Raw genomic sequence first — 20,559 nt, 5'->3', positions numbered from 1 at the left:
AATATTATTAACCTGAACTACACCCGTGGTTGAACTTGAGTTAACTTAAGGTTATTAATCGCATTATGGGAGAGTAGGTTGGAGATTTCACGCCATGTCCGTGCCATCCTCACCTTTGTGGAAACAGTGGATAAGGGCAGTTTTGCCGCCTGTGCCCGGCAGCTTGGGATCAGCACTGCCGCTGTGAGTAAAAATATTGCCGGTCTGGAGCAGGCGCTTGGGGTGCGCCTGCTTAACAGGACAACGCGCCGCCTGACGCTGACTGAAGAAGGCAACGCGTTTATCCATCAGGCGCGCATTGCCCTGAACGCACTTGAGGGTGCAGTTGATACGCTGGTGGCACAGAAGGCGCAAATCAGCGGGCACGTCAGGATTTCAACCAGTTCCGCTTTTGGCCGCATCCACATTCTGCCCGTGCTGCCAGGCATGACCGAGCAATACCCCGCGTTGACGGTAGAAATGGACTTTGATGACAGAGTCACGGATATCATCAAAGAGGGTTATGACCTGGCGGTCAGGGGCGGCCGAATCGTTGATTCTTCACTGGTTTCTCGTTCAGTCTGCCGTATGAACATGGTTCTGGTCGCCTCGCCCGCCTATCTCGATCGTTATGGTATCCCTGCCAATCCACAAGCGTTAAGCAACCACAGATTGATCACCCGACGCTTCCTCGGGGGACGGGTTTCACCGTGGGGATTCAGGAACCAGGACGGCAGCTACTCAGTTCTGGAGCCGGAAGGGAACATCCTGACGGTTTCCGCCCCCGAAGCCCTGGTCGATGCTGCGTTACTGGATTACGGCATTGCTCAGGTCGGTGTTCACAACGCCTTCGACCACTTACAATCCGGCAAGCTCAAAATCGTACTTTATGGTCAGCATGACCCCGGCAATTACGAGATGGTGATTCAATATCCCCATCGCGCCTTGATTGCTCCACGCGTTAAGGTTGTCGTTGATTACCTGCTGAACGCCTTCCGGGATGACCGGAAATTGACTATTAATTATGAAGAACTTGAACAGTTTCGCGGCTAAAGGAGCATTACGCCATGTCCACAAGAACAGTACTACTGGCCGGTGCCACCGGCCTGGTGGGGGGATTGATCCTTGAGGCCCTGCTGGCCGACCCGACCGTCTCGGCAGTGCATGCTCTCAGCCGTCGGCCATTACCCCTTCAACACCCAAAACTTGAGGTCCATGTTGTGGATTTTAGCCAGTTACCTGCGCTACCACCGACGGATGAAGTCTATCTGGCGCTGGGCACCACCATTAAAGTCGCTGGCAGCCAGGCCGCGTTTCGTGCTGTCGACTTCGAGGCCAATCTGGCGGTCGCCAGAGCGGCAGGCGCACGGCGGGTAGGATTGGTCAGCGCTGCCGCTGCCAATGCAAAATCTGCTATTTTCTATAACCGGGTGAAAGGAGAACTGGAGGATGCGCTGAAAGCGATGGATTTCACCGCGCTGGTGATTGCCCAACCCTCGCTGCTGCTCGGTTCGCGGGCGCATCTGCAACAACCGCGGCGACTGGGCGAAATCATTGCCAGCCCGATTGCCAGACTCTTCGCCCCCCTCCTGCCCGGCGCTTACCGCCCGGTGTCAGCACGGGCAGTGGCGCGAGCACTGGTCAACACCGTACCGACGGCCAATGGCCTGGTGGTGCTTACCTCAGACCTGCTGGTCAAGTCTGATCGCCACTGACAACCCCTGATTGCCCCTTCAGGTATGCCTGTTCCCTTTATATTCGGCAGCAGGCATCAATACTCGCGAATAATATCGTCACGCCACGTCATTATTTGACCGTAATAAAACCGCATAAATCGATAAAAATGAGCCCATTTTCACGAAGCGTAAAATGTTAATATCCCGCGCGCACTTTCAGCATTAACAAAATAATATCGAATTTATAAGGCAGACATAACGTGAAAAAGATATTCAAACTTTCACTGGTGGCATCATTAATTGGCCTCTCTGGAATGGCCGCTGCGGCTCAGGAATCAAACGGCTTCCTTGAAGACAGTCATCTTGATGTACTTTTACGCAATGCGTATATCAACAGGGATTATAAAGACGAAGGTGTTCGCACTCGTCGTGAGTGGGGACAGGGCATCATTGCCAACTTTTCTTCCGGGTTTACTCAGGGACCGGTAGGTTTTGGCGTTGATGGTCTGGCGCAATATGCTGTCAGACTGGATGGCGGTCGCGGCCGTAGCGGCGCAGGTGGTATCGATTTCTTTGCTCAGGATAACGATGGCAAAGCCAAATCTGATCTGGCGAAATTTGGCGCCACCGCCAAAATGCGCTTTTCCAATACCGTGCTCAGCTACGGTACTCAGCGCCCGATGCTGCCGATCCTGACAGCAGATGACTCGCGTCTGCTGGATGAAACTTATACCGGTTTTATGCTGAACTCGCAGGAAGTGGCCGGATTAAACGTCACCGCCGGTTACTTTACCGATGAACAACAGAAAAGCGACGACAGCCATGATACCGGCCTGAAATCGCTGAGTTTTGCCGGTGCCAGTTATCAGTTTACCGATCAATTGAGCGGTGCCTTTTACGCTTCCAATGTCGAAGACGTGATTAATAAGCAATACCTTGGCCTGAATTACAAAACGCCGCTGGCAGACAATCAATCCTTTGGCCTCGACTTCAACGGCTATAATTCGCGCCTGAATCAGGAATACGCCAATCAACTCGACACTGGCCGCAGCAATACCATCTGGAGTCTGGCGGCAAGCTATACCTTTGATATTCATACCTTCAAGGTGGCTTATCAGCAAAGCAGCGGCAGCACCGGTTACCATTATGGCGGCTACCGCAATCAGGGCGGCGTCGGTGATGGCGGCAGCACCATCTGGCTGGCGAACTCTTACTGGTCTGACTTTAATGGCGAGGACGAGCGTTCGTGGCAGGTTGCTTACTCGATCGACCTGAGTGGTGTCGGCATTAACGGTCTGAGCTATGACGTTGCTTATGTACGTGGTGACAATATCAAAACCTCGGCCACCGATAATGGGCACGAACATGAATTCTTTAATCAGGTGCAGTACAAGGTGCCTGATGGTGCCGCTAAAGACCTGAAAGTGAAGCTGCGCTTCTCTTCACTGCGCGTCTCCTCAGACGCTGCTGATTATAATGTCGGCGGTAATGAAGTACGCGTATTTGTTGAATATCCGTTCTCGATTCTCTGATTTAAAAAGGTAGCCGCGTGCTGTAATGGTTGTCTGAAGTCAGCGTGTTGGCATGCATTCTTAGCGGTGCGATTTTTCGCGCGGGCCTGCAATTCGCGTGATAAATCGCGCCGCTACAGAAGGTGCCTTGACTGAAAAGCAGTAAGCCGTGTGCAGCCATTTTCCCACCAATCGTCACACTCGCAGCCAAATATAAAATAAGGCCTATGATTTTCGTTCATCAATAATGCCGCAAATCGTGTATTTATCCGCGCAGATTAACCTTTAAGGTTGTTTGAGTTGGATAAATTATGATGAGGTCGTATGGACGATAACATTAACCTGTCTCGCAGGGAGCTACTGCCTTTTCTCGCGGGTATTTCCCTGCTGACGCAGCCAGCCGCAGCGGCAATCATCACCGGTCAGTCGGATTCGCTGGTGGCTTATCATTCACGCAGCGGCAACACGCGGGTGATTGCCGGGATTCTTCAGCGCGCCCTGCAAGCCGATCTACATGAAATCCTGCCGCAAACACCCTACCCGGCTGATTATCTCCAGATGGTTGAACAGGCAAGCGATGAACGCAAAAACGGATTTAATCCGCCATTGCTGCATGATCTGGCTGAGATAGAACGTTATAAAACCATCTACCTTGGCTATCCAATCTGGGGAATGAGTTTGCCTGCCATCGTCCGTTCTTTTTTAACGCGTCATGATTTCTCGGGAATAACGATTGTTCCGTTTATCACGCATGGTGGTTATGGCATCGGGGACAGTCTGGCCGTGCTGGAAAAATCAGCGCCGGCTGCCCATCTCCTTGCGCCTTTTATTATGCAGGCCGATCAGGAACGCCAGACCATGGAAAAAACCCTCGACTGGTTGGTAGCAGCGCGATAAATCGCGCCGCTACGATTTTCTCAGGTCTTCCCTTTCAGCGATCAGAACGAAGTTGTCACACCTGCATAATACGCGCGACCCGGTTCGTTATAGGTCGAAGCGCCTTCGTTTTCACGATAGATTTGCTTGTTCAGCAGGTTGCTGACACCGGCAGTGAATCGCAGATTCTTGTTGTACTGGTAGTTCATACCGACACCAAAGATGGCGTAAGCCCCCACCTCATTTTCCGACAATCCGCTGGCTTCCTTACGAATTTCTGCTGTAGTACGCGGATGCTGGCGGCCATACATGGTCCAGCTTAAGGTGGCGGAGAGTGCATCGGTCATCTGCCAATCCAGCCAGCTGTTTACCGTATATTTCGGGATTAACGATAACGGGTTACCGGTCGATTTATATTTCGAGGTGAACATGTAAGTCGCGTTGGTACGCCAGTTCAGGGTATCTTCCACCAACGGAATGGTCAGGTTGGCTTCAAGGCCCTGCGTCAGCGCCTTACCACCATTCTGCCACTGGTAGATATCATAAGTGGAAGAATACCAGGAACTTGCCACACTCACCGTACCCAGCGAATTATCCCCCGCGACGATTTTGTTCTGATAATCGTTGCGGAAATACGTCAGTCCGGCGCTGTAACCTTCATCGGTCCATTGCAGCCCAACCTCTTTGTTGACGCTGATTTCAGGTTTCAGATCGCTATTACCCATCAGATAACAGCCGTTGCTGCCCCCAATGTTACAACCGTTACCGCTGCTCGCCAGCAGGTAGCCTTCGCTGGACTGATACAGGTTTGGCGCTTTGAACACACGCGCGATACCGGCTTTCAGCGTGAAGTGATCACCCAATTCCTGCTGAATGTTCAGGCTGGGACTCCAGTTGCTGCCGAAGCGATCGCTGTAATCAAAACGCAGGCCCGGAATCAATGTGGTGGCGTCGAAGGCATCAATGGTGTCTTCCAGGTAAATGGCGCTCAGTTCCTGGCTGTTTTTGCTGCTGCGCTGGGAAGGATCGCCCGATACACCATTGATATCGATACCGGTCGCATCCGTTTCCTGCATTGATGCCGGATCGTTCAACTGCTCCTTATTCCATTCAGCGCCCAGCGTCAGAGTATTGTCCACCAGCAGGGTGAAGGGGATGGTGTACTCATTATTGATGCGCCAGGTTTTATAACGGCTGGTGTTGTAGGTGTCGCTGTTGATCATCCCTTCCACTTTGCCGGTAGAGCCTTCGTCGAGCCGCGTGTTGTGGGTATCTTCATAGCTCAGGGTCAGTTTGGACTGGCCCCAGTCCCAGATGCCGTTATGGGTCACGCTGTAGGCCTGGCGATACATGCGGTTGGTTTCCTGACCGTATAAGGTCGGCACCAGGGTACTCAGGTTGCTGTTGCTGTATTGGGTATCACCGGCATAGATATTGCCCTGGCGGCTGTAGGCGTAGTTGAAATCCATGTACTGCTGCGGATTGATCTTCCACTGCACCGCTGTGTTGATATCGCGGTTGCGCACGCCCTCACGACCTGCCGCGTAAGAACCGTTTTCGTTGGTATTAATATCGTAGGCATCAGCATCGGTTTTGTTGATGTTGCCGTACAGACGCATGGTCAGCACATCATCCACCAGTGGACCGCTCAGGCTGACGTTCATGCGTTTGGTCGCGCCTTCATCCTTGTCTTCCGGTTGATTGGTGTAGAGCGACAGTGAACCATGCCAGTCATTGGTGGGACGTTTGGTGATGATGTTCACCACGCCGCCCATCGCGCCGGAACCATAATGTGCCGCCGCCGGGCCACGTAACACATCGATATGGTCGACCATTTCCGGCGGAACCCAGTTGCTGTCGCCACGGGTGTCACGTTCGCCGGTGCGGCTGTAGCGCACGGAACTACGGGAAGAGACGGGCACACCATCGATCAGGATCAGGGTGTTTTCTGGCCCCATACCGCGAATATCAATCTGACGGTTGTTACCACGGCTACCGGTTGCGCTGTTACCGGTTAAGTTCACACCCGGCATTTTGCGAATGATTTCGGACAGATCGTTGACCGGCGGATTGCGTTCCAAATCTTCTTTGGTAATCAGCGATGCACCAGGCTGCTGCTTCAGTTTCTCTTCAGCTTTGGCCGAGACGACCATAGTGTCTTCGTTGGTCGGATTGACCGTCGGTTCGGTTTTGCTTTTCTGCCCGGAGTCAGCGTCAGTTGCGGTTGCTGCCCCCTGCTCCTGTAACGATAAAACATTTGATGGTGTTTCGGCTGCCAGAGAGAAGCCACTGTGGATGACCAGCCCAATCAGTAATGAAAGGGTCGTTTTCCTTTTTCCAATTAAGTGAGACATTTTGTTACGTCCAGTTATTATTTTCCATACTCAGAAATGAGCATGCGAATAATTATCATAATCATTCCGATATTTGACATAACCGAAACAAAATGACACACCTAATCGCATTAGGTTACCTCCTTTATCTCAATCCTGATGTTAATAACCAGGTAATTAAAATTATGGATAAAATAAGGAGATACGAAAAAGAAAGGGAGTAATTAACGTGATCCACTGTAAACGCGTTTATGAACCCGCATCATCTGAGGACGGCTATCGGGTGCTGGTCGATCGACTCTGGCCGCGCGGAATGAAGAAGACCGATCTTCAATACGATGAATGGAATAAAACTCTGGCTCCCTCCACAGAATTACGTAAAGCATTCCATGCTGATTTCATCGATTTCACCGCGTTTCGTGAAGCGTATTTACAGGAGCTTGCCGGGCATGCGCCTGAAGGACGTCAGTTGGTCGCTAAAGGAAACGTCACGCTGCTTTATGCGACAAAGAATACGACACAGAACCACGCTGAAGTGCTGGCGGGATGGTTGCGTTCATTACCCTAAACGCTTACGTAGCCTTATAACAAAAGCGCCATTTGGCGACCACTTTATCGGTTTCAGTCGTAACGATAGTCGCCTGGTCGGATTGCAGTTCGTTTATCCGCAGCGACGCTTTCAGCCGCTGCAAGTGGCGGCGTTTAGTGATTTTTTATTGGCTGGCTGGACCAGAACTGAGGGCGCAGGTTAGTCAGATTGATTCGTTAAAATACCGAAAAAATCCACGTTAAAATTTTGCTTCTGGCTATCATTCCCAGATTAAAACCACAGCAACACGGTGACAAAACGGGAACCGATACCATGAATACGATAACAACCAGAATCTCCGGATGGCTGATCGCCATTGGCGTCATGCTACTTGCGACGCAGGTGAGTGCGTCCGTGAACTTAGCCATTGTGAAGCCGGTGCTGGACTGTGGCCAGTTAACGACCGTTAACTTTAGCGACAAACTTGGTGAGAAAGTCACCCTCACATCTGCCACGTCCCTGAAAACTGATAAAGGGACATTCTGCCAGGTTAAGGCCAGCATCGCACCGGCGATCGGTGTTGAGGTAGCGCTACCGCAACAGCAGTGGACACAACGTTTTCTGCAAGTGGGCTGTGGCGGATTATGCGGCCAAATTAACCTCAGCCTGTCGAATGCCAACGGCTGTGTGCCCGCCACTCAGGGCGAGTTTGTCGTTGCAGCGACAGATATGGGCCATAGCGGCGGCATGATGGATGCCAGTTGGGCAGAGGAACCACAAAAACGTATCGATTTTGCGTATCGCGCCAATCATCTCACCGCGCAACTGGCCAAAGCCTTGATCCGGGCTTACTACGGCCAGGCGCAAAAATACGCCTACTTTATGGGCTGCTCCGATGGCGGACGCGAAGCGCTGATGGAAGCACAACGCTTCCCGGATGATTTTGATGGCATCAGCGCCGGCGCACCGGCGGCTTTTTTCCAGTTCCAAAACTCCTTTTTCCACGGCTGGAATGTAGTCGCCAATCAACGCGCGGATGGCAGCGCAATCCTGCTGAAAGACCGCCTGCCGATTCTCCATCGTGCGGTGCTGGCGCACTGTCCAACACTTTCTGGCGTCAACGATGGTTTGCTGGCAAATCCGTATGCCTGCACCTTCTCCCCCAACTGGGTGAAGAGCTGTGCCGCCAACCAAAGCGATAAATCAGACTGTCTGACCGCAGAAGAAATCGGCGTGGCGGAAAAACTCTATCGTGGAGCTTACGACAGCGCAGGCAATCAATTTGTGCCAGCCGGTCTGCCCTTGGGGTCAGAGTTACGCTGGCCGGTGCCAGCAAGCGCCAATGGCCACTCGATGTCGGAGATGATGGCACTGCCCGCGCTGCAATCGGTATTGCTGCCGGGTGGCAAACAAAATATCACCACGATGCGCGATTTTCCGTTGAACAAGCAGAACTTCACGGCGGTCGCACAGCTGGCTCCGTTGTATAACGCCGCCAACACCAACCTGAGCCGCTATATGGCGCGTGGCGGAAAGCTGATTATGTGGCACGGTTTGGCGGATGACTCTGTCAGTCCGGCATTCTCCATCGCCTATTATCGTGGCGTTGAGGCTTATCTTGGCAAGCAATCCACGGAGAAATTTATCCGCCTGTTCCTGTTACCTGGTGTGGCCCACTGCGGTGGCGGCGAAGGTTTTGATCAGATCGATTTGCTGACGCCATTGATGTCATGGACCGAGCAACAGGTTGCACCGCAAGCGCTGATGACAGGTAAGTCAGCTCAACAGGCAAACATGGATATGCCGCCGATGCCGCCCCAGGGCAAAATGCCCGCGGGCAACGCAAGCGCCGAAGTGCAATTTCACGGCGTTCAGCGCGCCAGTTCACCGCTAGCCACTGCCATGCCTCCCTTAAAAGCCACCCGACCGGTCTTCCCTTATCCGTATATCGCGCAATACAAGGGTACAGGTTCACTCGACAAGGCGGAGAATTATGCGTCAGTGAAATCAGCAGCCTATGACAACCTGGTGGTGAGTAAGCCGGCCAGCGATTTTATTGGTCCTGACAATCAAAAGAACTATGTCGCTAAAGGCGGCAGGCTGGAGATTCAGCCGTAATGATCTCCTGACCGGGCGGGTGAGTTGTCACTCGGCCCGGTTAAGCCGCCACACCAGCGTCTGGCGGGCATGGGCGACTCGGGGCTGACGTAACGCGCTGGCCAGCCACACCAGATTGTAGCGAATCTCGGTGTCCCCCACCGGGGCGTGGAGCGCCACCAGCTCCCCCTGCTCGATCTGCTGTTGGCACAGAAACTGCGGCATCACCGACCAGCCAAACCCCTGGACCAGCAAACTACGTTGACCGCGTAAATCCTGACCGACCATCGCCGGGAGCAGCGTCTGGTAGCTGATGCGGTTTTTTTCCAGCCAGTGGTCAATCAGCGACAATTCCAGGTTATACGCGAGGAGCGGTTCTCGCAGTAAGTCAGTGGCAAAATCCGCACTGGCATTCAGTCGCGACGCCACGCCCGGTGAGGCAACTGCCAGAACCTCATCGCGAAATATCACTTCACCTTTTAATCGGCTATCCGTCACCGGATGGGCCGTAATGCCTAAATCGCAATGCCCCTCAACCACCATTTGCGTCACCAGCGGTCCGTCACCGGTATGCATATGAACCCGGATGCCACTCTCCAGCAGCGGCAGCAACTCCCCCGCCAGCTTATCCGCCATAAAATCGGCGTGACCGATGATTTGCAGCGTACCGCTGACATCCATAGAACGCGCTCTCGCCGATGCCAGCGCCGACTCCGCGGTGTCCAGGCTGTTGCCAATATCCGCCGCCAGATCCTCGGCTGCTGGCGTGGGCAAGACTCCTTGTGGCTGGCGTTCAAACAACGGTCGGCCGATGGCCACTTCCAATCCGCTGATATGTTGAGAAACCGCAGGCTGCGTCAGATTGAGCGCTCTGGCGGCACCGGATATTGAACGCTGACGGTAGACCTCCATAAAGGTACGCAAACGGACCAGTGACATAAGACCCCATAAATAAATTTATACCCCCACCAAAATAGCCTTGTTAGCCAGCTAAATCCAGCGCAGGTAAGCTCGTCGCATCTTAATCAGTGACCCGATTTAACAGGACAACATGATGAACGCTACCCAACACGATCAGCAGTTGCTGCACATTCTGCACAGCATGAAAAACGCCCATTTGCAGGCAGGTCCAGCCTCTGCGGCATTACGTCGCGACCGTCTGCTACGCAGCATCGCGCTGATTCGCGACAATCATGCTGCGATCGCTAACGCAATTAGCGCCGATTTCGGCCATCGCAGCGCTTACCAGACAATGGCGGCAGACCTGGTCACCACCATCAATATGCTGCAACATTCCGCTGATAATCTTGAAAGCTGGATGGCAGCGGAAAGCGCCGACGTACCGGTAGCGGGCATGCAGGCATGGATTGTGCCGCAACCGCTCGGAGTGGTCGGCATTATCAGCCCGTGGAATTTTCCGATTAACCTCGCCTTTGGCCCGCTGGCAGGCGTGTTCGCTGCCGGGAATACAGCGATGTTGAAGCCTTCAGAACTGACGCCGAAAACCTCGGAACTGCTGGCCGAGCTGGTCGCCCGCTATTTTGATCCCCAGGAGCTAACCGTGGTGCTGGGTGATGCCGATGTCGGACAGGCTTTCAGCCGTCTGCCTTTCGACCATCTGGTTTTTACCGGTAGCACCAATGTCGGCAAACACGTTATGCGTGCGGCGGCGGAAAATCTTGTGCCGGTCACGCTGGAACTGGGCGGTAAATCGCCGGTGGTGGTCGATGTGGATGCGGATCCGGCGCTGGCCGCAGCGAGAACCCTGACCATCAAAACCTTTAACGCCGGGCAAATCTGTATCTCTCCCGATTATCTGCTGCTGCCGGAGGGTGCCGAAGACGCCTTTGTCACCGCCGCTCGCAGCTTTATGCAGCAGGCATTCCCGACCGTACAGTCGAACCCGGATTACACCGCTATCATCAGCGATCGCCATTATCAACGGCTGATCAATCTGCTGGAGGATGCGCAAAATAAAGGCGCACGCATTATCAGTCTGGCCCCCGAAGGTGAACCGGCTTTCGATGCCGATAGCAGAAAAATCGCCCCGCATTTAATTCTGGCGGTGACGGAAGAGATGGCAGTGATGCAGGAGGAGATTTTTGGCCCACTGTTGCCTGTCAAGACCTGGTCAACGTCGGTGGCAGAAGCGATTGATTACATCAACGCACACCCACGCCCGCTGGCGGCCTACTATTTTGGTAACGATGCACAACGTCAACAACAGATGGCACAGCGCACCATCTCGGGCGCATTGGTGATTAATGACGTCATGACCCATGCTTCTCTCGACAGTTTGCCGTTCGGCGGCGTCGGGGCATCCGGTACAGGCGCATATCACGGCATTCACGGTTTCCGCCGCTTTAGCCATGCCAAACCTGTGGTAGTGCAGGACGAGGCGGGCACCACCAATCTGCGGCTGCGCGCCCCTTATCAGGACAAGATGGCGTTACTGACATCCCTGCTCGATCAACAACAGTAAGTTACTGTGTAAAAAGAGGATTTATCATGAAAGTGTTAATGGTACTGACATCCCACGATGCGCTGGGTAATACCGGCAAGAAAACCGGATTCTGGCTGGAAGAGTTTGCGGCACCTTACTACGTGTTTAAGGACGCAGGAGCAGAGATCGTGCTGGCCTCACCGGCAGGCGGACAGCCGCCGCTTGATCCGAAAAGCGACCTGCCCGATTTTCAGACCGCAATGACCGACCGCTTTAAGGCGGATCCGGCCGCACAACAGGCGCTGGCAACGACGGTGAAACTGGAAAGCGTTGATCAGGCCGCGTTTGATACCGTGTTCTATCCCGGCGGTCATGGTCCATTGTGGGATCTGGCGGAATCTGCTCAGTCGATTAACCTGATTGAATCCTTCGATCGCGCCGGTAAACCGATTGGTTTCGTCTGCCACGCGCCGGGCGCGTTGCGTCATGTTAAAGCCGCCAGCGGTGAACCGTTGATCAAAGGTAAACAGGTTACGGGCTTTACCAACAGCGAAGAAGCTGCCGTCGAACTGACCGACGTGGTGCCATTCCTGATCGAGGACGAATTTATCGCCCTTGGCGCACACTACCAGAAAGGCGCTGACTGGATGCCGTTTGTGGTTGAGGATGGCAATCTGGTTACCGGGCAAAACCCGGCCAGTTCAGAAGAAGTGGCTAAGCGTCTGGTGAGTAAGCTTGCGGGCAACTGATTGCTGATATCCGGCCCGGAAGCGCAATCATTTCGGGCCTCAGATTACATAAATTCGTAGCGGCGCGATTTATCGCGCAGTCCGGCAAAACCTGCGCGATAAATCGCGCCGCTACTAAGTCAAAATCCGGCAAATCTTATGCAAACACGGCAGTTGGAACACTGCCGTCCCCATCTTACCCTCCTTTTAATGTTAAACATCAAAAGGAACGGCCATGCACACGCGACGTCTATTGCTGGCAGGAGCATTGCTGCTCACTGCCCTTTTCTCTTTGACCACCCAGGCAGAAGAAACCTTACGTATCGGCTATCAAAAATCGTCAACCCTGCTGACGCTGATCAAACAGCGGGGTGATTTGGACAAGACGCTGGCCGATCAGGGGATAAAAGTCAGCTGGCACGAGTTTTCCAGCGGTCTGCCGCTGCTTGAAGCACTGAATCTGAATAACGTCGATCTCTCTGCCGACGTAGCCGATACCGTGCCGGTGTTCGCTCAGGCCGCAGGAGCCGATCTTACCTATTACGCGCGAGAAACGCCGTCACCCACGGCGCAGGCCATTCTGGTTCCCGCCAACTCGCCGATTAAAACGTTGCAGGATCTGAAAGGCAAAAAGATCGCAGTGACTAAAGCGGCAGGCAGCCATTACCTGTTGATCGCCGCCTTACAAAAGGCCGGGCTGTCATTCAGCGATGTTAACACCGCCTGGCTGACACCGGCTGACGGGCGCGCGGCACTGGAAAATGGCAGCGTTGATGCCTGGGTAAGCTGGGAACCTTACGTCACCAGCGCGAAGGTAGAGCAGCACGCGCGCGTGTTGGTAAGCGGCAAAGGTCTGGCGAGCTATCAACGCTACTATCTGGTTTCGACGCCTTACGCTAAAGCGCATTCTCAGGTACTGAACACGGTATTTAACGCCCTGCATCAGGAAGCGGCATGGCTGAAAGCCCACCCTGCGGCAGCGGCAAAAATCCTGTCACCGTTATGGGGGAATCTTCCCGTCGCGACCGTGGAGCAGGCCAATGCTCAGCGCAGCTACCAGATTGAACCGGTGAAAAGTAGCGACCTGAGCGAACAGCAGAAGATTGCCGATGCGTTTTATGCTGCGAAACTGCTGCCAAAACGAATTGATGCGCAGGATGTGGGGACATGGCAGCCGGGTAAGCCGTAATGTCTCAATTTTTTTGATAAGTTGACCACGATAAAATGGATTAATCACACCACCTATTACAATGCACTTGCATTGCACAATGCAAGTGCATTACTATGCATGGAAACAGTCAACGTTTCTGCGAATAGCTCGTGGCCTGATATTGAGTGAGAAGGAGCCAGGAAAATGATGATCAATTTAAATATTGCAGACGTCTCTCTGCGCGCAGAGTCCCGTCTCACGGAACGCAGTCAGACCACCATCCCCGCAGCAATTCGCGATGCATTGCACCTGAAGCCGGGGGAATTTATTGAGTATTCCCTGCTACCGGGCGGCAAAGTCATTATGTCCCGCCAGGAAGAAGAAGAAGCAGACCCAGTGGTATCTCAGTTTCTCGCGTTTCTCGAAAACGACATGAAGAAGAACCCGCATCATATCCAGCCAGTGCCAGCGGCATTTTGGACAGGGATTCAAGAATTGACCGCTGGAGTAGAAGTCGATTTAGACGCTCCGCTTACGGATGACTAAGCTGGAGGCTACATGGAATGTTTAGAAATTAATGGATGGAAGATCTACTTTCATGCGTGTTTTCTCTCGCAGTTGACAGACCTGGCGAAAGAAGTTCAAAAATTAAAAACGTCGAAACCGGACGAGTACAAGAAAAAGAAAGAAACTAAGTTACTTGCAGCAATTGAACGTGTGATTACTCAGGTCATTGCTGCTGATCCTCGCGACGCGCAATTTCGCCAAGGGGACACCCTTGGGCCGGCTCATAAACACTGGTTTCGCGCAAAATTTATGCAGCAATTTCGACTGTTCTTTCGCTTCAGCGAGCAACATAAGATGATCATCATTGGCTGGGTGAATGATTTTAATACCCTTCGAGCCTACGAATCGAAAACTGATGCTTATAAAGTTTTTGAAGGTATGCTAAACGCGGGTGAGCCGCCTGATGACTGGGACGCGCTATGTAAACAGGCTCAGCTAGCCACAAAGGCTCTACCGGAAGATGTCTTTAAATTGCCTTAGTCTTCGCCATAACCAGGCAAAAGCCACTGCATGCCAGTGGCTCTTCTTATCTCTCCTCCCCACAATAACCCACATACGGTTCTAAGACGTGGCAGCAACTGAAACACCGATCTCGCTGATCGCCAGTTCCGGGTATTGCTGCATCCGTTTTACGGCGTCGTCATAACGCGGCATTGAGTTCGCTGCCCCGGCACGTTCGACACACACCGAGGCGTACGCCGAAGCGAACAGCGCCGCCTGCTCCAGCGGTTCTCCGGCCGCCAGCCGCGCCGCCAGTGCGCCGTTAAAGGAATCCCCCGCGCCAGTGCTGTCCACCGGTTGCGCCGGAAAGACCGGCACCAGCAACATCCGTTCACCGGTTGAGAGCAGCGCGCCCTGGATACCGAGGGTGATGATCAACTGACGCACCCCTTTGCCGTGCAGGATCTGCGCCGCCACCTGTGCTGAAGCCAGGTCGGTCACTTTGGTGTTGGTCAGTTGGCCGGCTTCCGTGCTGTTCGGCGTGAGCAGGTCAACATGACGCAGAAAGGCATCGCTCACCTTTTGCCACGGGGCCGGATTCACAATCACATAGGTTCCCGCCTGACGGGCGTTATCCACCATGCGTTGAATAGCGCTCAGGTTGTTTTCGAGTTGCACCAGCAAAATGTCAGCGGCCGCCACCGTAGGCTGGCAACGGTTCACCTCCGCCGCAGTGACCATCAGGTTGGCACCGGGATAAACCGAGATCATGTTTTCGGCATCATCACCGGCCACGTAGATCATCGCGTTACCGGTCGGTTTTTCTTTGCAGGTGAACAACGTGATGGCGTCAAAGCCGGTCTTCTCGAGATGGCGACGGGCGAACAGACCGAAGTCGTCATTACCGACCTTGCCGATGTAGTGCACCCTGGCACCGGCTCGCAGTGCCGCCGTGGCCTGATTAGAGCCTTTACCGCCCGGCCCCATCATGCTGCTGTGCGCGACCAGCGACTCGCCAGGCTGCGGAAAGCGCGACATTTTGGTGACGATATCGAGGTTGAACGAGCCAAACACACACACTTTGCCTTTCATGTTTACCTCCCAAACTGCCGTGCTGCCGCCAGACAAGCACCACGGCAACCGGTCTGATCGGTGGCATGGCTGATGACCATGCGCAATCCACTGCGGGTTACCGGTGGGCGCAAATGCCGTACGATCTGGCTGCGCAGCGACGCCAGCGGAAAATCATTCATGGCCAGCACGCCGCCACCGAGGATCAGATATTGCGGGTCAATAATGTTCATCTCGCTGGCGATGATTTTTGCCAGGCGGCTGACAAACTGCTGCAAATCAGGATGATCGCCGTACAGCGTGAACAGTTGCGACATATCGGTTTGTGCGCAGTGCTGACGCGCCCACTGGCTCAGCCAGTGTCCTGACGTCAGGGTTTCAGCACAGCCGTGATTCCCGCACGGACAGGGCAGATCGTTATTTGCCAGCGGGATATGGCCAATCTCGCCCGCGCCGCCGTGCTCGCCGTGGTAGAACTGACCGTTCAGCCACAAACTGTTGCCCATGCCGGTGCCCAGATATAAACCCACGGCGTTATCCGGCAGCGTTTCCAGTTGCATTAAATCCCATAACATCAGATGGTTAACGTCTTTATCCATCGCCACCGAGATACCGGTCATCTCACTGAGATGCGCCGCCACCGGGGTGTCGTCCAGCGCCTGGATAAAGGGTAACGACACCACATGCTGACGATCGCGGCTCAGGATGCCCGGCAGGCCGAGCATCACGCCATCAATCGGTTGCTGCGCCAGCACCTCATTAATCAACCCCGCCAGTGCACCCAGCGCATCGGCTGACTGTGCCCAGCTGGCGGTCGGCAATTTGCGAAATCCCGCCCACTGATCCCCTCCGCGCAGGGTGAGCAACCGGGTGCTGGTACCACCAATATCTATACCCAGCCAGGTTCGACTCATGCTGACTCCCGTAACGCACCTTTTGCCTGCTCGATGTTGTCCATCATCTGGTCCCAGGCGGTTTCAAGGTTGTCATCGAGGTTAAACAACCCGGAGGTGCCGACAATCAGCACTTCTGCGCCCGCTTCCAGCAATGTACGGTAGGTGCGCTGATTGCAGGAGCCATCAATCTCAATCAGATAGTTGTAGCCGTGGCGTGCTTTCAGGTCGCGCAGCTCCTCAATCTTCTTCACCATCTCGGTGATAAACGGCTGGCCCGCATAACCAGGATCAACGGTCATCACGGTGATCTTATCCAGCAGATGGATGTAGTGATGGATGTACGACACCGGCGTTGCCGGGTTCAGCACCACACCCACTTTCTTGCCGAGTGAGCGGATCTGGTTAATCACACGGAACGCATCGCGGTTGATGGTTTCCGCATGCGGGCAGATGTAATCCGCGCCTGCTTTAGCAATCACCTCGATAAAGTCAGTCGGTTCCTCCACCATCAGATGTACATCGAGCGCCACTTTGGTGTGCGGGCGGATCTGCTCGATAAAGAACGGCGACAGGGTGATGTTTTTGACGTAGTGACCGTCCATGATGTCGATGTGCAGGAAATCAGCTCGGGTGTCGAGCACGGCCAACTGCTGTTTAATTTCCATCAGGTTCATGCACATCAAAGAGGGAGAAATTTGGGTACGCATCAGACTTCCTTTTTTTTAGTCAGGCCGGCCTGGCGTGCAAGTAAAGTACTGCGACGCACCGCACGGGAATGAGTGAATTTGGTTTTAAAGAACTTCAGGCCCAGTACCACAATCAGTACCGCACCCCACATCGCCAGGCTGAAGTGCTGGCTGATGTTTAACAGGTTGAATCCGGTGGAGAGGATTTGTAGCGCAATCAGCGACAGCACCACGCCAGTGACGCGACCAAAACCGCCGTTGGGATCCGTACCACCGAGAATGATCGCCAACACGGTGATCAGCAGATAAGAGTCGCCATAGCCCATACGCGCCGAGTTAAACCGTGCCATCATCACCAGCCCCGCCAGCACACACAGCAGGCTGGAGATGACGTAGACCAGAATCAGCAGACGATGGGTATTCACGCCACTGAACCAGGTGGCATTGATGTTGCTGCCGCCCATGTAGATACATTTACCGGCACGGGTTTTGCCAAGGAACAGCGCCATCATTCCTGCGGTGGCGAAGAACAGCCACAGCGGCAACGGAATGGTCAGGAAGGTGTCTGCACCGAGCGCACGCACCACATCCGGCATTCCACTGACGGCGGCACCGCGTGTCAGCCAGATACCAATGCCGTTGACCGTCATCATGGTAGCCAGCGTCACCAGAATCGGGTGTGCCCCAACCCGGCTGACCATCAGCCCGGTGATCACCCCAATCAGCGTGGCGATCAACGCCGCACCCACCAGCGCCATCACCAGCCACAACAGTTGCAGCCCGGTGCCCGCGCCGGCAGGCATAAAGTTCAGCAACACCCAGGCAATAAACAGCGCCGTCAGGTTAGCGGTGGCGATGATGCACAGGTTAAGACCGCCGCTGAGAATGGCGATAAACATCGCCAGCGTCAGCAAGCCCAGCTCCGGCAACTGGAAGGCCATGCTCATAAAAGTCGAGTCGGTCAGGAAGCGGCCTGGCAGCATAATGCTGAACACCGCGACACCGAGCGCAATCAGCAACAGCAATCCGGGATGCGCTTTTTCACTGGTCAGAAAATTCAGATGTTTCATCACACTCTCCCCGATCAGACGAAGCTGACGTCGGTTTCTTTGCGCTTTTTGTAATGGGTGACGGTGATGGCAACCATAATCACCACGCCGATCACAATGTTCATGAAGTAGCTGGAGACACCGACCAGGTTGAGGCCGTTTTTCAGGATGGCGATCAGGAAGACCCCCATCAGTGTCCCGGTGACGGTGCCTTTGCCACCCATCAGGCTGGCACCACCCAGCACCGTGGCCGCCAGTACATCCAGCTCGCCGCCAACCAACGCATTGGGCACCACTTCACCGACACGGTAGACCTGTACCAGGCCACCCACCGCCGCCAGCGCGCCCAGCCAACCGTAGGCAAGGATATGGATCAGTCCGACGCGAATGCCGATACGGCGAGCCGACTCCTGATCGCCACCAGTGGCGTATAACTGACGGCCCAGATGGGTTTTGTTCAGCAGCAGCCAGGTGATGGCGGCAATCACCAGCATGATGGTCAGCGGCAAACCAATCTGGTAGGTCTGGCCGTGGACGCTAAACGGTAGAATGTTGTGCAGCGTCACCCACCACTCCGGCAGGTTGTAGAGGCTGCGTCCCTCGGTAATCCACATCAACATGCCAAACAGCAGCGACTGCATGCTGATGGTGATGATGATCGAGACAATGCGCAGCCAGTAGATCAGCACCGCATTGATCACCCCAAACAACGTGCCGCAGGCAATCGCCAGCAGGATGCTGAGCGGGGCATTGTCGAAACCGAACTGCACAAATAACGAGGCGATGACGTACTGCACCACCGAAGCCACCGCCGCAAAGGAGATGTCGATCCCGCCAGTGACCAGCACCACAAACAGGCCGAGGGCGAAGATGCCGGTGACAGCATAGGTTTCCGTCAGGTCGAGCAGGTTCTGCAACGTCAGGAACTGATCGCTGGCAAGGGAGAACGCTACGAAGAAGAACACCAGCACCCAGGCCAGCCAGCCCTGAGTCGACTGGGGTTTGAAGAACGATAAATCAGGCATTGATCACCTCCGCCAGTTGCTGCTGCGCCACCTGTTGCGGCTGGTACTCGGCATGCACGGTGCCGTCACGGAAATGCAGAATGCGGTCGCAGTTGTAATAAACCTCCGGTACTTCATCGGAAATCAGGATGATCGCCAGCCCCTCTTTCGCCAGTTGATGGATCAGGGTGTAAATGCTCGCCTTGGCGCCGACATCGACGCCGACGGTCGGCGAATCGAGGATCAGGATTTTGGGTTGGGTCAGCACCCATTTCGCCAGCACGATTTTTTGCTGGTTCCCCCCCGAGAGCGTGGAGATGGCGTGTTCCGGGTCGGCCACGCGAACGCCCAACTGCTGAATCCAGTCGTGGATCAGTTTGTTTTTGCGGTATTCATCGATGATGTGGAAGCGGTTGCGCAGTTGGTCGAGAATCGACAGCACCATGTTATCGGCGACCGACTGTTGCTGAACCAGGCCGAGCGTCAGACGGTCTTCTGAGACGTAGCCAATGCCAGATTTGATAGCATCTTCATGGTTGCGAAAACGCACCGGCTTGCTGTCGAGCCAGATTTTACCGCTGTCCGGTTTGGTCATGCCAAACAGCGACAACGCCAGTTCGGTTCGCCCGGAACCCAGCAGGCCACACAGCCCCAGCACTTCGCCTTCATGCAGCGAAAAACTGACATCATGGTATTGGTCTTTGCGACTGAGGTTTTCCACCTCCAGCAGCTTGCGATGTGGATTCAGGGTTGGGGTTTTCAGGTGATAATCGAGTGTCAGCCCGGTCATCAATTCAGTCAGGCGATGGCCGTCCATTTCGCTGGCAGGCCAGGTACCCATTTTGCGGCCATCACGGATCACGGTGACACGATCGGAGATCTCCAGCACTTCATCCAGACGGTGGCTGACAAACACCACGCAGATATTTTTCTCTTTCAGGTAACGCACGGTACGCAGCAGCTGATTCACCTCGGTGCGGGTCAGCGACGCGGTTGGCTCATCCATGATCACCAGACGGGCGTCCGCCACCAGCGCACGACAAATCGCCACCTGCTGACGTTGTGCAATCGACAGTTCAGCCACTTTGGCATCGAGATTCAGGTCAAACTTCAGTTCGGTGATGATTTTCTCAGCGCTGGCACGCAGTTTTTTCTTGCTGTACCAGCCAAGCAGGTTATCGAGGTTGTGCTCAAACGCGATGTTCTCGGCGACGCTGAGATTGGGAAACAGCGACAGATCCTGATAAATCACCTGCACACCAAAATCGCGCGCCTGTTTTGGCGTCAGGCGCGGAAAGCGTTCGCCACGGTCACCGAGGATGATTTTGCTACCTGCATCCGGGGCATGCACCCCGGAGATCACTTTAATCAGGGTGCTCTTACCACAGCCGTTAGTACCAGCAAGGCAATGCACTTCCCCAGCCATTAACGACAGTGAGATATCACTTAATGCCCGGTTGCCGCCGAAGGTTTTCGACAGGCTCTCGAGGGCAATCAGCGTCTGTGGTTCGATCAGTTGCATA

The 20,559-nt window shown here is 54.3% G+C and carries 19 protein-coding genes; 11 read left to right on the top strand and 8 right to left on the bottom strand.

Annotation, left to right across the window (positions count from 1 at the left end; genetic code table 11):
* Positions 1-78: 78 nt before the first annotated feature.
* The 4 genes from AC6I8T_RS26615 (at position 79) to AC6I8T_RS26600 (ending at position 4,063) form a co-directional block, all read left to right on the top strand.
* The gene (locus AC6I8T_RS26615; RefSeq protein ID WP_021182272.1) at positions 79-1,032 is read left to right on the top strand and encodes a LysR family transcriptional regulator; all 954 of its coding nucleotides are present in this window, start codon (positions 79-81) and stop codon (positions 1,030-1,032) included.
* Positions 1,033-1,046: 14 nt separating this feature from the next.
* Positions 1,047-1,694, top strand: coding sequence for an NAD(P)H-binding protein (locus AC6I8T_RS26610; RefSeq protein WP_497834865.1), 648 nt, complete (start codon positions 1,047-1,049; stop codon positions 1,692-1,694).
* A gap of 275 nt (positions 1,695-1,969) precedes the next feature.
* Positions 1,970-3,187: an OprD family outer membrane porin gene (locus AC6I8T_RS26605; protein WP_235056546.1), complete on the top strand. Its 1,218-nt coding sequence runs from the start codon at positions 1,970-1,972 to the stop codon at positions 3,185-3,187.
* Positions 3,188-3,490: 303 nt separating this feature from the next.
* Positions 3,491-4,063 carry a flavodoxin gene (locus AC6I8T_RS26600; RefSeq protein ID WP_497834864.1) on the top strand — a complete coding sequence of 191 codons (573 nt, stop codon included), beginning with the start codon at positions 3,491-3,493 and terminating at the stop codon, positions 4,061-4,063.
* Between the two features lie 41 nt (positions 4,064-4,104).
* On the opposite strand, the gene AC6I8T_RS26595 is transcribed toward AC6I8T_RS26600, so the two are convergent.
* Positions 4,105-6,396, bottom strand: a complete 2,292-nt coding sequence (locus tag AC6I8T_RS26595; RefSeq protein WP_244634113.1) for a FepA family TonB-dependent siderophore receptor — start codon at positions 6,394-6,396, stop codon at positions 4,105-4,107.
* A gap of 208 nt (positions 6,397-6,604) precedes the next feature.
* On the opposite strand from AC6I8T_RS26595, the gene AC6I8T_RS26590 reads away from it, so the two are divergent.
* The gene (locus AC6I8T_RS26590; RefSeq protein WP_208727202.1) at positions 6,605-6,943 is read left to right on the top strand and encodes a DUF488 domain-containing protein; all 339 of its coding nucleotides are present in this window, start codon (positions 6,605-6,607) and stop codon (positions 6,941-6,943) included.
* Positions 6,944-7,237: 294 nt separating this feature from the next.
* On the top strand, positions 7,238-9,022 hold the full coding sequence (locus AC6I8T_RS26585; RefSeq protein WP_497834863.1) for a tannase/feruloyl esterase family alpha/beta hydrolase: 1,785 nt from the start codon (positions 7,238-7,240) through the stop codon (positions 9,020-9,022).
* Positions 9,023-9,049: 27 nt separating this feature from the next.
* On the opposite strand, the gene AC6I8T_RS26580 is transcribed toward AC6I8T_RS26585, so the two are convergent.
* Positions 9,050-9,940, bottom strand: a complete 891-nt coding sequence (locus AC6I8T_RS26580) for a LysR family transcriptional regulator (protein ID WP_208727200.1) — start codon at positions 9,938-9,940, stop codon at positions 9,050-9,052.
* A 115-nt stretch (positions 9,941-10,055) separates the two neighbouring features.
* Between AC6I8T_RS26580 and AC6I8T_RS26575 the strand changes: the two genes are divergently transcribed.
* From AC6I8T_RS26575 to AC6I8T_RS26555, 5 genes are all read left to right on the top strand, one after another.
* Positions 10,056-11,483, top strand: a complete 1,428-nt coding sequence (locus AC6I8T_RS26575) for a coniferyl aldehyde dehydrogenase (protein ID WP_497834936.1) — start codon at positions 10,056-10,058, stop codon at positions 11,481-11,483.
* A 26-nt stretch (positions 11,484-11,509) separates the two neighbouring features.
* Positions 11,510-12,193 (top strand): type 1 glutamine amidotransferase domain-containing protein, encoded by a 684-nt coding sequence (locus tag AC6I8T_RS26570; RefSeq protein ID WP_208727198.1) that lies wholly within the window; start codon positions 11,510-11,512, stop codon positions 12,191-12,193.
* Between the two features lie 214 nt (positions 12,194-12,407).
* Entirely contained in the window at positions 12,408-13,361 is a 954-nt protein-coding gene (locus tag AC6I8T_RS26565) for an aliphatic sulfonate ABC transporter substrate-binding protein (RefSeq protein ID WP_208727260.1), read from the top strand.
* Positions 13,362-13,529: 168 nt separating this feature from the next.
* Positions 13,530-13,868: a type II toxin-antitoxin system PrlF family antitoxin gene (locus AC6I8T_RS26560; RefSeq protein ID WP_497834935.1), complete on the top strand. Its 339-nt coding sequence runs from the start codon at positions 13,530-13,532 to the stop codon at positions 13,866-13,868.
* Between the two features lie 12 nt (positions 13,869-13,880).
* The gene (locus AC6I8T_RS26555; protein WP_208727261.1) at positions 13,881-14,369 is read left to right on the top strand and encodes a type II toxin-antitoxin system YhaV family toxin; all 489 of its coding nucleotides are present in this window, start codon (positions 13,881-13,883) and stop codon (positions 14,367-14,369) included.
* Positions 14,370-14,450: 81 nt separating this feature from the next.
* Here AC6I8T_RS26555 and AC6I8T_RS26550 read toward each other — a convergent pair whose 3' ends face one another.
* The 6 genes from AC6I8T_RS26550 to AC6I8T_RS26525 are packed head-to-tail and all read right to left on the bottom strand — an operon-like array spanning position 14,451 to position 20,558.
* Positions 14,451-15,422 (bottom strand): ribokinase, encoded by a 972-nt coding sequence (locus AC6I8T_RS26550; protein WP_208727262.1) that lies wholly within the window; start codon positions 15,420-15,422, stop codon positions 14,451-14,453.
* 2 nt (positions 15,423-15,424) lie between these two features.
* The gene (gene alsK, locus AC6I8T_RS26545) at positions 15,425-16,315 is read right to left on the bottom strand and encodes an allose kinase (protein ID WP_208727263.1); all 891 of its coding nucleotides are present in this window, start codon (positions 16,313-16,315) and stop codon (positions 15,425-15,427) included.
* Positions 16,312-17,004, bottom strand: a complete 693-nt coding sequence (alsE, locus tag AC6I8T_RS26540; RefSeq protein ID WP_021186281.1) for a D-allulose 6-phosphate 3-epimerase — start codon at positions 17,002-17,004, stop codon at positions 16,312-16,314. Before alsE ends, alsK begins: the two co-directional genes overlap by 4 nt.
* The gene (locus tag AC6I8T_RS26535; RefSeq protein ID WP_497834862.1) at positions 17,004-18,053 is read right to left on the bottom strand and encodes an ABC transporter permease; all 1,050 of its coding nucleotides are present in this window, start codon (positions 18,051-18,053) and stop codon (positions 17,004-17,006) included. The genes alsE and AC6I8T_RS26535 overlap by 1 nt, the downstream gene beginning before the upstream one ends.
* A gap of 14 nt (positions 18,054-18,067) precedes the next feature.
* Positions 18,068-19,057, bottom strand: a complete 990-nt coding sequence (locus AC6I8T_RS26530) for an ABC transporter permease (protein WP_208727265.1) — start codon at positions 19,055-19,057, stop codon at positions 18,068-18,070.
* Positions 19,050-20,558, bottom strand: coding sequence for a sugar ABC transporter ATP-binding protein (locus AC6I8T_RS26525; protein WP_497834861.1), 1,509 nt, complete (start codon positions 20,556-20,558; stop codon positions 19,050-19,052). Before AC6I8T_RS26525 ends, AC6I8T_RS26530 begins: the two co-directional genes overlap by 8 nt.
* Position 20,559: the final 1 nt, after the last annotated feature.

The organism is Pantoea sp. X-Soil-OKNW-556 (genome assembly GCF_059730695.1).
This window is presented reverse-complemented; position numbering and strand designations above follow the sequence as displayed.